Source organism: Syntrophomonas curvata (genome assembly GCF_052976825.1).
In genome coordinates, this window is the sequence record NZ_CM129641.1 from 2,734,762 (window position 1) to 2,749,670 (window position 14,909).

Consider the following 14,909-nt stretch of genomic DNA (forward strand, 5'->3'; position numbering starts at 1 on the left):
TATTTGCTCAATCGGGGATGGATTGGATATAGGGAAGGTGTTAAATCAGTTTTGGGTCCTGGTGCTTAACCAGTCCAGGATCTCCTCCCGGGATTTGCCCTCCAGTTGCATCTCAAAGGCATGATCCAGTAGACGGCGGAAATTGGTTCCCGGTTGCACCCCCAAGGCAATCAAATCTTTTCCCTGCACCCAGGGTGCTATTCTCTGCTCCGGATCCAGCCCGAGGCTCTCCATTCTTTGGTTTAACCATTCCCGCACCGGCTCAAAGTCCCGTTCCCGGCCCCGTCCTTTAAAATCGGCTTCGGCCAGCAGCAGCAGTTCCCGGACATTTACCCGGTTGACCAGCTTTCTGATAGCCTTATCGCTGACCTTGTCCCGGGTTTTATAGAGTAAAACCGGGTGCATATGCTCTTTTGTCAATTTATATACATCGGCAATCAGATTGCCGGCTGCATTAAGCTGGCCCAGAAAGATCCGCGCCAGCTCCGCCCCCTTAAGATCATGTCCGTAAGCAGTAATTTTTCCCTCCCGGATGCGGGTGGCGGCGGGTTTGCCGATGTCGTGCAGCAGAGCGGCGAACATTAAAACCTCGGGATTGCTTGACTGTTGTTTGAGTCCGGCAGCTACATCGACCACTTGCAAAGTATGCTCCCAGACATCACCTTCGGGATGATTAACCGGTGACTGCTCACAATTAATGAGGTCAAAGAGCATGGGATGCTGGCGTTTCAGCATCCCCGCTTCCTGCATGTACCTCAGTCCAATCGAGGGGCGGGAGGCGAGGAGCAGCAGTTTACGTAGTTCTTCCAAAATCCGGGCAGGTTTTATATCATGAAGCGGGCACTGTTTGATTAACTCCAGGGTGGCGGGACTAATCCCAAAATCAAGCCGGGCTGCCAGTTGTACCGCCCGGTAGGCCCGCAGGGGGTCAGCTGCAAACACCTCTTCCGTGGTGTGACGAATAATTCTCTTTTGCAGGTCTGCCTGGCCTCCAAAAAAATCAAGAATTTTTCCATTTAAAATATCCATCATCATGGCATTTATGGTAAAATCGCGCCGGGCACATGCCTCCTGGTAGCTGGCAGTAGCCTTTTCCGGCAGAGTAAAATCCCACTGCGGGTAATGCTTAAGCTTGATTACCGGGAAGGATTTTCCTACCACCACCCCTTCACCGTAATTGGCCAGGATGGAAAGCAACTGTTTCTGAGAAAGGGAAAAAACTTCAATGTCGATATCTTTGCCGCTCACAGCTTCACCCTGTAACAGGCGGTCGCGAACGTAACCACCGGTATAGAAGGCCCTTCCCCCATGAGCAGCTATATCTTGGACAATGCGTTTAATCATATAAGTTAATCCTCATCCCGCTCCGGACGTCGGCAGGCATATTTGTTCTGCAGTTTTTTCCTGTCCTTATGGTACCCGCAGCCGCCTAGAAGAATTCCCCGCATATCCCGCACCTTAATCCGGTTGGGATTGATAATCGTTTTTTTCTCTTCCGGGCTTGAGACATTTACCGGGCGTTTTCTTTTTCTGGTCATTATTCACCCCTCCTGAGTGAGGAATCCCCATGCTTAATTAAGATTGGGCTCTTTTATCTTTATACATAAGATCGTCCAGATGCTTTAAAAATACATCTTTACTCATCCCCGACTTATAATCATGTACATCATAGCCCATGCTCAGACTCAGTTGATAGGGTTTATTGGAACTTTTATTAAAAGCCCTGATATTCTCTTGAATTCTCGTGACCGTCTTTTCCAAGGTAACCATATCTTGAATATCCAAAATAATCAAAAACTCGTCTCCGCCGTATCTGGCCAAAAAATCATCCTTGCGCAAGCTGCTTTTCAAGAGCCGGGTCGTTACGGTCAGCGCTTCATCACCGATAAGATGCCCGTATTTATCATTAATTTTTTTGAAATCATTAATATCTAAAAGAATTGCCGAAAAACCATTATATGTATCGCTGTTGCGAATCTTGTTCTGTAAATATCTATCCAGTTGCAGACGGTTATATACCCCGGTAAGATAGTCAGTGTTTAGTTTGCGATTTTGAATATATAAATGAGCAATTAGCAAAGATATCGTTACGCTGCTCCAAATCAGAGACAACCCATATAAAAAGGCCTGGATGAGGCTACCCACAAATGGCGGTAGAGAGAATAAAACCAACGGCAGAAAGTATCGTTTCTCTATATTTTTGCGGTTGGAGATAATCAGAATGAAAGCGTAGATAAGATAAATAAAAATAAGCGCTGTATATAATGAGCAGCATGGGCCACGATGATACACATTGTTTTTATCCAAATAGAAAAGCAAACCTGTAAAAGGAGTTATCAAGGTCATTATCAAGTTAGCAACTAATGGAATCAAAAAAATCCCCATTAATTTCCGAATACGATTTATATCGTTAAACACTTGGTAGTTAGCATAAATTACCCACAAAAAGGCCGGCAAGGTAGCCATTAGATAACCCAGCATCATAACTGCCATTAAAAATATGGCGTTAATCGTCCCGGCTCGTCCATCCAGAACCCAGGACAGGATATCTAACAGTAATAAAGCCATATTTACATACAATAAAGCAATAAATAACCTGTTGGCTAAGAATTGTTTATTGTGGTGCTGGTATGTATTAAACAGCAATACTGCACAGACCAAAAATGAAAAAAGTTCTAATTCGGTGTGGAATATGTACGACAATGCGAGCTACCTCAACAATCTAAGTGTAAAATCAGATGCGTCATATTTTTTATAGACCACTTATATCTTACACTACCCACGCTGGTTGGAAAAATTTTTGCTGTCTGTCAAGCCGTAATGAAAATACAAATCTTACGAATATGGTAAGGGTAGCGCAGTCATTCCAATTATCCGCCCTGGACCGTTGGTCATAAAACTTAAAAGCCCCCGTGGCATCTGCATATGCTACGAGGGCCTGCCGCCGTATCTGTATAATTATGGCTTGGCTGCCAGGGTCAGGTTCAGTGTCAGTCTTTTGCCCTGCCGGAGTAAGTCTACGCTCAGCTTATCTCCCACTTTTTTGCGTTCCACTGCAGCCTGTACATCGCTCCCTGATGCAGCCGCCTTTCCATCCAGCTTTTGAATAACATCCATGGCCTGCAGCCCTCCTTTGGCTGCCGGGCTGCCTGAGATGACCTCTACTATCACTGCCCCCTGGGTGTCTGCAGGCAGACCCAGTTCACTGCAAACCTCCTGATCCAGGTCCAGCATCCTTATGCCCATATAGGGCCGAACTACCTTCTGACCATTCATCAGTTCCTGTAAAACACCTTTGGCGGTGTTAATCGGAATAGCAAAGCCGATTCCCTGGGCCTGGGCATTAACCGCAGTATTAATGGCAATCACCTGCCCCGCCATATTCAACAGGGGGCCGCCGCTGTTACCGGGATTTATAGCCGCGTCAGTCTGGATCAGATTTTTATAATTGCGATCTTGAATGGTAACCGGCCTCCCTTTGGCAGAGACTACCCCGGTAGTAACAGTGTGATCTAATCCATAGGGCTGGCCAATAGCCACCACCCAATCTCCCACTCTCATTTTATCGGAATCACCCATAGGCAGAGTAGGATATCCCTGACCATCAATTTTCAGCACCGCCAAATCCAGTTCGTAGTCCTGCCCTACCACCCGGGCTGGAATGCTCTGTTTCCTACCGGTAAGCTTGACCGTTATCTGGTCGGCATTGTTTATTACGTGCTGATTGGTAATTATGTAACCATCAGCCGAGATAATAAATCCGGTGCCAATACCTTTCTCATAACGTGATTGTGGAAGCACCGGCATGCTGCCGCCAAAGAATTCGCGGAAAAAAGGATCATTCATAAAGGGGTCGGCCCTTCCCGAACTCACTTTAATCCTGGCCTCAACATTAACTACTGCCGGCCCTGCCTTCTCGGCAATATCCGCCACCCCCATGGGCAGGGATGCCGCAGCACTGGCAGTATTAACCGGTGCTTTATTTTCAACGGCGTTATCCGAATTGGTTCCGAATAGGCCGGATAACAACGGAGTTCCGGTATTTTCCGCAACAATACTGCCTCCCAGAAGGAAACCGGCAAAGAGTACTACAATTACTGTAATAACCCAGGTTTTTCGCATGATGACAACTCCTTTCGGTGAGTCTAAAAGCACCATAGCCTTAAACTGCTTTAATAGAAACTATATATCAAAATTTCTCCAACGGGTCAAGGAAAATTAACCCATTAAACCCTATTCCCGCTTTCTTCCGCTTCTTGCTGCATATCCTGCAGTTGCTTATCCGTCTGCGCCAGTTTGTCACAGAGCTCGCCGACCTGTGCGCTGCAATCCCCTCCTTCTTTAAAAGATTTATAGATAATGCCACCCAGTTCAGCCTTCATATTGTACATTTCATTTTCCAGGTTAACGATGTTTAATTTGAGCTTGCCTATATTAAGCATCTGACCTGATTTGCGGGCCAGGAAATAAGCTGAGTTCTCGAAAATATTTCGCTTTTTCATCAGAATCACTCCTTATTAAAATTTTAATTGATACCTTTTCGCTGTCAAGTAAGCAATATCCGCCAGCCGGCAATTACGTTCAGCTATTGCGGGACATTAAAGGTATACCGGGACATGCACCAGGCTGATATAAACCTAATAAATTAAGTTAAACAGCAAGTTAGCCGACTGCAACTTTCTTACCCGCCGCAAGCTTTTTAAGGCACAACTCAGAAAAGGGAGTCCGGCGAACGAAAAAGAGGTGAAGATAATAATATGAACCCTTCCCTATCCCTGGCGGATATCCCGGTGGGAAGCAGCGCCCGGGTTACAAGCATCTCAACTATCGGCCCCAATCGGCGCCGGCTCCTTGACCTAGGCCTGGTACCCGGTTCAAGGGTAGACATCATCCGCCGCAGCCCGGCTGGAAACCCAACTGCTTACTGGATTAAGGGTACGGTTATAGCCCTGCGAAATGAAGATGCCGGACAGATTCTGGTAGACGCGTTAATCAATTTATAATGGGAAAGGAGTATTTACATGCACGCTAGGAATTGCAATACCGCTTTATCCCAGTCTGGTAAGGGCAGCTCAACGGTTCGCGATCATTTTATTATAGCCCTGGCTGGGAACCCCAACGTTGGGAAGAGCACGGTATTCAACCGCTTAACCGGAATGAAACAACATACCGGCAACTGGCCGGGAAAAACAGTAATCAAGGCTGAAGGAGCCTTTTACCACCGTAATCGCCACTATACTCTGGTAGACCTGCCCGGCACTTACTCCCTGCACGCCAGTTCTGCTGATGAGCAGGTAGCGCGGGATTTCATCTGTTTTTCTCGTCCTGATATTACTCTGGTAGTATCCGATGCCACCTGTTTGGAGCGCAATCTGAATCTGGTGTTGCAAATATTGGAAATTACCAGTCAGGTTGTACTCTGCGTTAATCTTATGGATGAAGCCAAAAGAAAAAGAATTCAGGTGGATACAGCAAGGCTGGCTCAAGAACTGGGGATTCCGGTTGTTGGCACATCAGCCCGAAGCGGTCAGGGCTTGCACAGGCTGAAGAATGTCCTTGATGATATGGTCGGCGGGAAAATCGTTACCGACCCCAGGCGCGTAGTCTATGATCAGGAGTTGGAATCCCTGGTACATCAAATTGAGCAAAGAATGGGAGAATATATCCCCAACTGGGTCAACAGCCGCTGGTTGGCACTGCGCCTATTGGAAGGCGAATTTAGTCTCCTGAACCATATTACCGACAACGCACTTGCTGATTATCCCCGGGGGGGACTAAAGGAGGATATGGCCCTGTGTCTACCATAAGCAATCGGAAAATTCCAGTGCTACGCGAATTGGAACCTCTCCTGCCTGCAAATGAGGCCGGTATAAAGGATCGTATAGTAAGCAGTATCTATCAGCAGGCTGAAGCAATCTGCAGCCAGGCAGTAAGAACCGAAAAGCTATCGGTCGACCTGGATGCCAGACTTGACAGCATCCTTACCTCCCGCTGGCTGGGCTTTCCTATTATGCTGGTTCTGTTGGCCCTGATTCTCTGGATTACTGTAACAGGAGCCAATTATCCTTCTCAATTACTGGCCAGCGGTTTGTTCTGGATAGAAGAACAGCTTATTGACCTTTTTATTGCCTGGGGAGCGCCTCCCTGGTTATACGGGGTAATGATTCTGGGTATGTACCGTACTCTGGCCTGGGTGGTATCTGTCATGCTTCCCCCTATGGCCATATTCTTTCCTCTTTTTACCCTGCTGGAGGATCTGGGTTATCTACCCCGGGTGGCTTTCAACATGGATAATCTCTTCCGCCGAACCGGAGCCCATGGCAAGCAGTGTTTGACCATGTGCATGGGATTCGGTTGCAATGCTGCCGGGATTACATCCTGCCGCATCATTGACTCTCCCCGGGAGCGGTTAATAGCCATCCTTACTAATACCTTCTCTGTCTGTAATGGCCGTTTCCCCACCCTGATCGCCCTGGCAACTATCTTTATGAGCGCCCTGGTTGCCCCGGCTTATAGCTCCATGCTCGCTACTCTGACAGTGGTAGGCATAATAATGACTGGGATACTGATTACCCTGCTCGTTTCCTATTTATTATCGCGCACTCTGTTGCGGGGAACTCCTTCCTTCTTCGTATTGGAGCTTCCTCCTTTTCGCAAACCCCAACTGGGTCAGATCATCATCCGTTCCCTGTTGGATCGCACTCTGTTCGTACTCGGGCGGGCGGTAGTGATTGCCGCCCCGGCCGGAGCCCTGACCTGGATACTGGCCAACAGCTTTGTTGGTGATCTGAGTGTATTTACCCACCTTGCCAACTGGCTGGACCCCTTAGGTCAGATCATGGGGATGGACGGCATTATCCTGGTGGCTTTTCTCCTGGGGCTGCCTGCCAATGAGATCGTTTTACCCATAATTATCATGGGTTATATGTCAGTCGGTTCCATGCTGGAACTGGACAGTATAGGCGCGTTACGGACCCTGCTGCTTGATCATGGCTGGACCTGGCTCACCGCCCTCTGTGTAATGCTGTTTTCGCTGCTGCATTTTCCCTGCGGCACCACCCTTTATACCATTTTCAAGGAAACCCACAGTGCGCGCTGGACGGTTATAGCCGCCCTGCTCCCCCTCGCCCTGGGTATACTGGCGACCCTATTGATAAACCGAGGAGCAGGTTTAATCAGGCTATAGCTATATTGGGTTATCTCTATAACTTTTGCCACATAAATATTATCACCCGGGGTTGTAGAAGCCCTGGGGCAAAGCCGTCAGGCAGCGGCACAGGAACCGCCCGACCGAAGGCTTTACAACAGGACTTCTGCATCACGGCAAAATCCTGCGGAGGTATGATTTTATGGAAGAAAAACCACGTGAGTTTCGAACTGTTCGTGGCTACCAGATAAAACAGCAGCAAACTAATCCAATTACGGCCAGCATGGAGGACTATGTGGAAATGGTCTACCGCCTGGCTGATGAGAAAGGGTATACCCGTATCGGCGACCTGGCAGCGGCTCTGAATGTACAACCGCCATCAGCCAGTAAAATGGTGCAGAAGCTGGCTGAAATGGGCTATGTCCAATTTGAAAAGTATGGGGTAATTGAATTAAGCCCAAACGGGTACTCATTGGGTGCGTATTTGCTTAAAAGACACGAGACCCTGGAGCGCTTTTTTAAACTGCTGGGGGTACAGGAAGGCCTGTTGGAAGAGACTGAAAAAATCGAGCACTATATCACCCCGGAAACCGTAAAGAAGATAATGCTTCTGGTTGAATTCATGGAAAACCATCCCGAATGGCTGGAGGCTTTTCAGAGCTTCTGCGGTTGTTAAAGAAAAGATGCCGGAATTGTACGGCTAAACTGATATAATTTAAATAACAACCGTGATGGCTATTCGATTCAGGAGGTTTTAAAGCATGAGTGTAAAAGGAGATTTTTATTCCGAACTGGTTAAACGTTTTAAAGCGATAGCTGAAGCCCACAATCTGCTGGAAGAGGAAATCGTTATCACCGGGCGGGCACTGTCGGTGGAGGAAGCCATTGGCAGTCCCGAGCGCAGAGACTATCCTATCGTTAAAGGCAAAGAAAAATTGATGCAGGCTGAGTTCAGGGGAGTTAAAGGACAGGCTTTTACCGATATGGCGGGTAATTTTAGGGGTACCTTGCAGGAAGTGTTGAATAATCCGCTGGAAAGCAATTTTGACCGGGCAGTCCTTATAGCTACCATGAACGCCATAGGCCGCTACCTGGGCTTGATTGAAAAAACCATTCACTGCCATGACGAGCAGCCGGAGCAGTGTGCCGAAGAACTGGTCGCATTTATCCAGAAGGAATACGGTACCCCCCGGATAGCCCTGATAGGCTATCAGCCGGCTATGTTTGACCGACTGGCCAAAGCTTTTCCTTTACGAGCAGTGGATCTGGATCCAGACAATATTGGAAAAACTAAATCCGGAGTACGGATTGAAGCCTATGAGGCAACCAAAGAGGTACTGGAATGGGCCGATATCATTGTAGCCACCGGCAGTACGGTGGTGAACTCCACCATAACTGATTACTGCAACCAAAAGCCGGCGCTTTTCTTCGGCACCACTGCGGCTGCCACCTGCCATCTGATGGGTCTGCAGCGCTTTTGTGCCCGGGGCGAATGAGTTAGGGGAATGATTCCCCTGCAGGCAGGAGTGCTGCCAAGCAATGATTTAATAACCGCAATATCGGGGGGTGCAAGATGTTAAACTTCAATGTTCATTTTCCTACCCGTATCCGTTTTGGACGAGGAAAAATTGAGGAATTGGGCGGGGAAATATTGGCTTACGGCAACAAGGTGCTTCTGGTTTACGGCCGAGGCAGCATTAAACGCAATGGACTATATGAGCAGATCATGCAGATATTCAGGGATAATTCCATAGCTTATGTGGAACTTTCCGGGGTTCAGGCGAATCCAAGGATTAGCAGCGTGCATCAGGGGGTAAAGCTCTGCAGGGAGCATGGTGTGCAATTGGTGCTGGCCGTTGGGGGGGGTAGTGCGATCGATTGCGCTAAGGCCGTTGCTGCCGGCGTCGGCTATGAGGGTGATCCCTGGGATTTTTTCACCGGCAAAGCCCGGATAAACCATGCCTTGCCGGTAGGCGCCGTATTGACATTGGCTGCCACCGGTTCCGAAATGAACTCCAACGCCGTTATCAGCAACGACGAAACCGCTCAGAAGCTGGGAATAGGTAGTCCGGTATTGATTCCCCGCTTTTCCATTCTCGACCCGGAGTATACCTTTTCAGTTCCTCCCGAACAAACTGCGGCAGGAACGGTTGATATTATGAGTCATGTATTCGAGCAGTATTTCAGCCCCACTCCGGGCACCTTTATTCAGGACCGCCTGGCTGAGGCCATACTAAAGACCTGTATCCATTATGGCCCGATTGCCATAGCCGAACCGGATAACTACGAGGCTCGAGCCAATCTGATGTGGGCGGGAAGCCTGGCTCTCAATGGATTGCTGAAAGCCGGCAAGCGTACCGATTGGGCCACCCACGATATCGAACATGAGATCAGCGCTCTCTATGATATAACCCACGGCCTGGGCCTGGCCATCCTGACCCCCCATTGGATGCGCTATGTCCTGGATGCACAGACTGCCCCCCGGCTGGCAGAATACGCTCGCAATGTATGGAACATAACAGGGGAAGAGACAATGATAGCCCGCGCGGGTATAGAAAAGACGGCAGAATTCTTTGAATCACTGCGTCTCGCTACCAGTCTAAGCGCGATCGGGGTAGAGGAAAACCGTTTAGCGGAAATGGCGACGAAAGCAACCTCCCGGGGAACTCTGGGGGCTTTCAAAAAACTGGAATACCAGGATGTCTTAAATATTTTGCATGCGGCTTATGGCGGCTGACCGGTTAATGATTCCATTCCCACATATACCAAAGATGCCGAGCTTCTGAGCTACGGAAGGATTACGGCCACTCCAGGGATAGGGTTAAATCCCTATCCCTATAAGCAAGCCACCCTGGTATACCAGGAAGGATACTACCCAGGCCAGAACCGTTGTATAGCCTATGGTAAAAGCCGGCCATTTCCAGCTATTGGTTTCTCTCTTGATTACAGCTATAGTTGCCATACAGGGTACATAGATAAGGGTGAATATCATGAGCACATAGGCTACCAGCGGCGTATAGCCTGATTGTTCCTTGGCCCGTTGGGCAAAACTCTTAACTACCGGTTCTTCTTCCCCGGTCAAAGCATCTTCGTTCTCAATGCTATAAAGGGTGCCTAAAGTACTCACAACTACCTCCTTGGCACCAAAACCCGCCAACAGAGCCACTCCGGTTTTCCAGTCAAAGCCAAGCGGTCTAAGAACAGGCTCTATGGCCTTACCCACCCGACCAGCATAACTGTTCTCCATCTGTACACCGGGACTCTGGAATTCATGCCCATTTTTATCTGCCGCAGGAAAGGTAAACAGTCCCCACATAATTATGGATATGGCCAGGATAATGGTTCCTGCTTTTTTCAGGTAGAGCCATGCTCTTTCCCACATGTGAATAAGAACACCCTTTAAAGTAGGCAGTCTATAAATCGGTAGTTCCATAACAAAAGGCTCTGTCTCACCAGGCAACAACCAGGTGCGAAATACCCGGGCCATAATTATTGCTAAGACAACACCGATAAGATATAGGGAAAAAAGGATATTGCCTCCTACCCGGGGGGTAAAAAAAGCAGCAATGAGCAAAGTGTAAACCGGCAATCGTGCACCGCAGCTCATTAAAGGGGTTACCAGCATGGTAACCAGGCGGTCGCGGGGATTCTCCAGAGTACGGCTGGCCATTAGGGCAGGTACCGTACATCCAAATCCAATCAGCATAGGAACGAATGACTTTCCATGCAGCCCCGCCTTGTGCATGACCTCGTCCATAACAAAGGCTGCCCGGGCCATATAACCGGTGCTTTCCAGGAAGGCGATCCCCAAAAACAAGAGCAGAATATTGGGTAAGAAAACCAAAACGCCTCCCACACCGCCGATGATTCCATCGACTACCAGAGATTGCAGCATTCCTTCCGCCATTTGACCATTCACCCAGTCCCCTAGTGCGGAAACACCAATATCAATCCAATCCATCAGAGGCGCTCCCAGGGTAAAGGTAAGTTGGAACAGCAGCCACATCATACCCAAAAACAAAGGTATACCCAGTATGCGGTTTAATATAATATTATCTATCTTTTCCGTAAGGGATGCCCGGTTTACCACACTAACCTGACAAGCCTCACGGCATACCCCACGAATAAAGGCATACCGGTCCTCAACCAGGGTCATCTCAGGGTCATCGCCCTGCAACCTTCTGATTCGTTGTCTACTTTGCTCCACCTGTTCCAATAAATCTTCGCTAAAGGAAAAAGATTGGACTTTTTTAATTAACTCATGGTCTTTCTCCAGCAATTTTATTATGGTCCAGCGGGCGGGATAGACATATTCTCGGCTTGTACCGGATGCAGCAGCCTCTGCCGGTGTTTTTAAGCTACCCTCCGCAGCCAATACTGCCTGCAGGCGCACTATTTCCTCTTCAATTTCCTGCCGGTAACGCACCAGTCTTTCGCGGGGACTCCTCTGTCCTCTTAGTACATCTACCGTTGCATCCAATATGGCAACCGTACCTTCGTTCCTGGTTCCCACTGCCCTCACTACCGGCATGCCCAGTAATTGTGAGAGCAACTCATAATTTAATGCAATTTGGTTACGTTCGGCTACATCGGCCATATTTAGAACTAATACCATGGGGATCTCCAGTTCTTTCAACTGGGTAGTCAAATAAAGATTACGCTCCAGATTAGAAGCATCCGCGACATTAATAATTAGATCCGGCTTTTCTTCGATGATTACGTTCCTGGCCACTAATTCATCCGGCGAATAAGCCGATAACCCATAGGTACCAGGCAAATCAATTACCGTAATCTCAACCCCCCGGTGCTTTACCCAGCCTTCTTTTTTTTCCACTGTAACCCCGGGATAGTTTCCCACATGCTGCCGGGATCCTGTTATATTATTAAAAATAGTGGTTTTACCCGAATTAGGATTACCCGCCAAGGCAATAACTATATTATTACGGACCATTACTACCCCTCCTTACCGCTTTGCTCCAGAATAATCGTTTCCGCTTCTTCCTTACGCAGAGAAAGATGGAAACCCTGGCTCTTGATTTCAATCGGATCACCCAGGGGGGCATACCTTTCCATAACCACCTCTACGCCGGGTACCAGCCCCATTTCAAGTATTCTGCGGCGTATGCTGCCATTGCCTATGATTGAAGTAATACGAGCTTTTTCCCCAGGGATTAAATCCTTTAAGGTTCTAATCATTCTGCTACCCTCCATATCAATCAATCGTTGTTAGTTCGTTATTTCATAGCATTAAAGTCTTGGGTCCCTCTTCCCAGACAGCAATCGGAACAGTGGCTGCAACCATTGCATTTTTCCGGACTGTCTTGCGTTAACTCCTGTAACCTTCGCCTTATCCGCAAACCGATTATAGCCAGTGCCGTCATTCCTACGGCAGCCAATATAATTACTTCCACGTTATCCCTCCCAACATAGTTAGGTATACCTAACTAATAGAATAAAAAAATTTCTTTTACTGATAATGATTATCAATTTCATATTATTAATAACATCTCATTTTGTCAAGGAAAACTTATGCCGGCTTTTTCTTCTTCCCATCTTTATTGTCGGTTCTATTGTTTTCCAAATGCAAATATCGCTTAAGGGGATCAGCGTCAACTATACCTTTTGCAAGGCTCCTGCTATTTATATATAATTAGTTTAGCCTAACTATACGGGAGGGGGTATAATGACAGGATCTTGGCTTAAGCCAGTTGCCCGAAAAATCATTTACCTTTTATGCTTACTGATGCTTTTTCTTGCTCTCCTGCCCGGTCAGACCCAGGGACAGATCCATCCCGAATTCAATGATGAGCAGTATCAGGAAAGCTACGAAAAGGCTCTGGTTCTGGAAGTAAAAGAAGAAAAAGAAGAGGAAATTGAAGCGCTACAAGGAAAGGTGATAGAACAGAAAGTCCAGGTGGAGGTTCTTAGCGGTCCAAATAAAGGCAAGGTTTTAACTGCTATTAACACTATTTCTGGCAGTGCTGGTTTTGACCTGAGCTTGGCGCCGGGTGACCAGGTAGTCATTTACATCGCGGAATCGACAACCCCAAATGCAGAGGAGTCAGTAAAAACAATCTATGTCTCTGACCGGGTACGCAGCCCGGCGCTTGGGTGGATAGTATTTATTTTTGCGGGACTACTGCTATTAATCGGCCGTCTGCAAGGAGCCAAGGCCCTATTCGGATTAGGCGTAACGGTTTTAGGAATTTATAAAATACTGCTTCCCGGGTTGATAGCCGGAAAGCCTCCTCTGCCGCTTACGGTTGTGGTACTAATAGGGGTAACTTTGATTACTATGATATCTATTGCCGGCTTTTCCCAAAAAGCCCTGGCCGCTACCCTGGGTACCCTGGGAGGGTTGCTGGTAGCTGGATGGCTGGCCTGCGCCTTCGGCGACCTGGCACAGCTCACTGGCCTGGCTACTGAGGAAGAACGTATGCTGGTCTATGTGGAGAATCTTAATATTGACATGCGCGGTTTGCTGTTTGCCGGAATTCTCATCGGGGCAGTAGGGGCCATTATGGATGTGACTATGTCAGTAGCTTCTGCCATAAGCGAGGTTAAAAAGGTGAACCCTGATATGAAGACTACTGAACTAATAGCAGCAGGAATGAATGTCGGACGTGATATTATGGGAACCATGGCCAACACCCTTATCCTGGCTTATACCGGAGGAGCATTGCCTTTTATGCTGCTGTTTATGGTTTACGAAATGGAGCCCTTGCGTATAGTAAACTGGGAACTTATTGTAACCGAAATTATTAGAGCCTTGGTGGGCAGTATCGCTTTGGTCATATCAGTCCCCATTACCGCTGTTATCGCCGGCTGGTTAACCGCTAAAACCGGCAGGGCCAGGCATCGGCAGGTATATCCGAAAATATAGGTTGGTCAGGAATAGCTTGGGAATAAACCTCTTGTTATCAGTGGTTCAGAAAAGAGTGGCATCAATTAACACGTCCGGAAAAAACGGTATAGGTAAAAAAAGCGTAGTATCCCGGAACATTTAGAATGAACTCAGTTGAATCGTGACGGCATAAGCGCCGGTAATCATGCCGGAGTTCGGGGCTCATTTCCATTTCGCTGCTTTCCCAGCGCATTGCCAGTAGATCGGTCATAGCGGTAATTATTTCAACGCTTAAAGGTGAACAAACATCCCTGGTTAAAGTATGGGTTTGGATGTCCTGAAAACCAGCCTGCCGGAACCATTCCGGCGCCCGCATGACATGTCGGTCCGGCGCAATCCCTAACTTAAAAGGAGCAATGCCGGCCGCAGTAGCGTTCAATTGCGCCTCCAGGAGAGGATATCCCGGCAGCAGCAGCTGGGAAGACCATATAATAATAAATACCCTGCCGCCGGGTTTTATCACCCGGCCGATTTCTCTTAACAAAATTACCGGGTCAATATCCAGAACGCCGACACAATCGATACTGACGACCCAGTCAAAGCTTTTATCCGGAAAAGGCAAATTCCCGGCATCACCCCGGATAAAATCAATCCCCTCCCGGGCCGCCGATTCACTGGCCAGCAACTTGGCCTTCGTTAAGAGTTCTTCTGCGTTATCAAGACCCACCACCCGCCCCGCAGGCCCCATAGCTTCCGCCAGCATAATAGTGTTCAAACCTGTTCCGCACCCTATATCCAGTCCATAGCCGGACTCCGGCAATTGCATTGATTGGACCGCCTTCCTCAATACCGGTTCCCGCAGGGGCTGTGATAATAGCAGGCTTTTCTCATAAGTGGAAGAATTCATATTACACCTCC

Annotated in this window: 16 protein-coding genes; 7 read left to right on the forward strand and 9 right to left on the reverse strand. The window is 48.1% G+C overall.

Annotation, left to right across the window (positions count from 1 at the left end; translation table 11 throughout):
• Positions 1-45 precede the first annotated feature (45 nt).
• The 5 genes from ACU70B_RS12540 to ACU70B_RS12560 all read right to left on the reverse strand — a co-directional run bounded on the left by ACU70B_RS12540 (position 46) and on the right by ACU70B_RS12560 (position 4,502).
• Positions 46-1,344: a CCA tRNA nucleotidyltransferase gene (locus ACU70B_RS12540; protein ID WP_447183857.1), complete on the reverse strand. Its 1,299-nt coding sequence runs from the start codon at positions 1,342-1,344 to the stop codon at positions 46-48.
• A 5-nt stretch (positions 1,345-1,349) separates the two neighbouring features.
• A complete protein-coding gene (locus ACU70B_RS12545) occupies positions 1,350-1,538 on the reverse strand; it encodes a hypothetical protein (protein WP_447183858.1) in 189 nt (62 codons plus the stop codon).
• Between the two features lie 37 nt (positions 1,539-1,575).
• A complete protein-coding gene (locus tag ACU70B_RS12550; protein ID WP_447183859.1) occupies positions 1,576-2,703 on the reverse strand; it encodes a GGDEF domain-containing protein in 1,128 nt (375 codons plus the stop codon).
• 255 nt (positions 2,704-2,958) lie between these two features.
• Positions 2,959-4,122, reverse strand: a complete 1,164-nt coding sequence (locus tag ACU70B_RS12555) for a trypsin-like peptidase domain-containing protein (RefSeq protein ID WP_447183860.1) — start codon at positions 4,120-4,122, stop codon at positions 2,959-2,961.
• Positions 4,123-4,226: 104 nt separating this feature from the next.
• Positions 4,227-4,502 (reverse strand): hypothetical protein, encoded by a 276-nt coding sequence (locus ACU70B_RS12560; RefSeq protein ID WP_447183861.1) that lies wholly within the window; start codon positions 4,500-4,502, stop codon positions 4,227-4,229.
• Between the two features lie 255 nt (positions 4,503-4,757).
• Between ACU70B_RS12560 and ACU70B_RS12565 the strand changes: the two genes are divergently transcribed.
• The 6 genes from ACU70B_RS12565 (at position 4,758) to ACU70B_RS12590 (ending at position 9,884) form a co-directional block, all read left to right on the forward strand.
• A complete protein-coding gene (locus ACU70B_RS12565; RefSeq protein WP_447183862.1) occupies positions 4,758-5,003 on the forward strand; it encodes a FeoA family protein in 246 nt (81 codons plus the stop codon).
• An 18-nt stretch (positions 5,004-5,021) separates the two neighbouring features.
• A complete protein-coding gene (locus ACU70B_RS12570; RefSeq protein ID WP_447183863.1) occupies positions 5,022-5,807 on the forward strand; it encodes a FeoB small GTPase domain-containing protein in 786 nt (261 codons plus the stop codon).
• The gene (locus ACU70B_RS12575; RefSeq protein ID WP_447183864.1) at positions 5,795-7,186 is read left to right on the forward strand and encodes a nucleoside recognition domain-containing protein; all 1,392 of its coding nucleotides are present in this window, start codon (positions 5,795-5,797) and stop codon (positions 7,184-7,186) included. Before ACU70B_RS12570 ends, ACU70B_RS12575 begins: the two co-directional genes overlap by 13 nt.
• A 163-nt stretch (positions 7,187-7,349) precedes the next feature.
• Complete coding sequence (gene mntR / locus ACU70B_RS12580; protein ID WP_447183865.1) at positions 7,350-7,823, forward strand: transcriptional regulator MntR; 474 nt, start codon at positions 7,350-7,352, stop codon at positions 7,821-7,823.
• A gap of 85 nt (positions 7,824-7,908) precedes the next feature.
• Entirely contained in the window at positions 7,909-8,643 is a 735-nt protein-coding gene (locus ACU70B_RS12585) for a Rossmann-like domain-containing protein (RefSeq protein ID WP_447183866.1), read from the forward strand.
• A gap of 77 nt (positions 8,644-8,720) precedes the next feature.
• Positions 8,721-9,884 (forward strand): iron-containing alcohol dehydrogenase, encoded by a 1,164-nt coding sequence (locus tag ACU70B_RS12590; RefSeq protein WP_447183867.1) that lies wholly within the window; start codon positions 8,721-8,723, stop codon positions 9,882-9,884.
• A gap of 84 nt (positions 9,885-9,968) precedes the next feature.
• On the opposite strand, the gene feoB is transcribed toward ACU70B_RS12590, so the two are convergent.
• Genes feoB through ACU70B_RS12605 form a run of 3 tightly spaced genes read right to left on the reverse strand, consistent with a single transcriptional unit; the run spans position 9,969 to position 12,558 of the window.
• The gene (gene feoB / locus ACU70B_RS12595; protein ID WP_447183868.1) at positions 9,969-12,098 is read right to left on the reverse strand and encodes a ferrous iron transport protein B; all 2,130 of its coding nucleotides are present in this window, start codon (positions 12,096-12,098) and stop codon (positions 9,969-9,971) included.
• A gap of 2 nt (positions 12,099-12,100) precedes the next feature.
• Complete coding sequence (locus ACU70B_RS12600; RefSeq protein WP_447183869.1) at positions 12,101-12,343, reverse strand: FeoA family protein; 243 nt, start codon at positions 12,341-12,343, stop codon at positions 12,101-12,103.
• A 38-nt stretch (positions 12,344-12,381) separates the two neighbouring features.
• A complete protein-coding gene (locus ACU70B_RS12605; RefSeq protein WP_447183870.1) occupies positions 12,382-12,558 on the reverse strand; it encodes a hypothetical protein in 177 nt (58 codons plus the stop codon).
• Positions 12,559-12,830: 272 nt separating this feature from the next.
• On the opposite strand from ACU70B_RS12605, the gene ACU70B_RS12610 reads away from it, so the two are divergent.
• The gene (locus ACU70B_RS12610; RefSeq protein ID WP_447183871.1) at positions 12,831-14,030 is read left to right on the forward strand and encodes a YibE/F family protein; all 1,200 of its coding nucleotides are present in this window, start codon (positions 12,831-12,833) and stop codon (positions 14,028-14,030) included.
• Between the two features lie 61 nt (positions 14,031-14,091).
• On the opposite strand, the gene ACU70B_RS12615 is transcribed toward ACU70B_RS12610, so the two are convergent.
• Positions 14,092-14,898, reverse strand: a complete 807-nt coding sequence (locus tag ACU70B_RS12615) for a methyltransferase domain-containing protein (protein ID WP_447183872.1) — start codon at positions 14,896-14,898, stop codon at positions 14,092-14,094.
• Between the last annotated feature and the right edge of the window lie 11 nt (positions 14,899-14,909).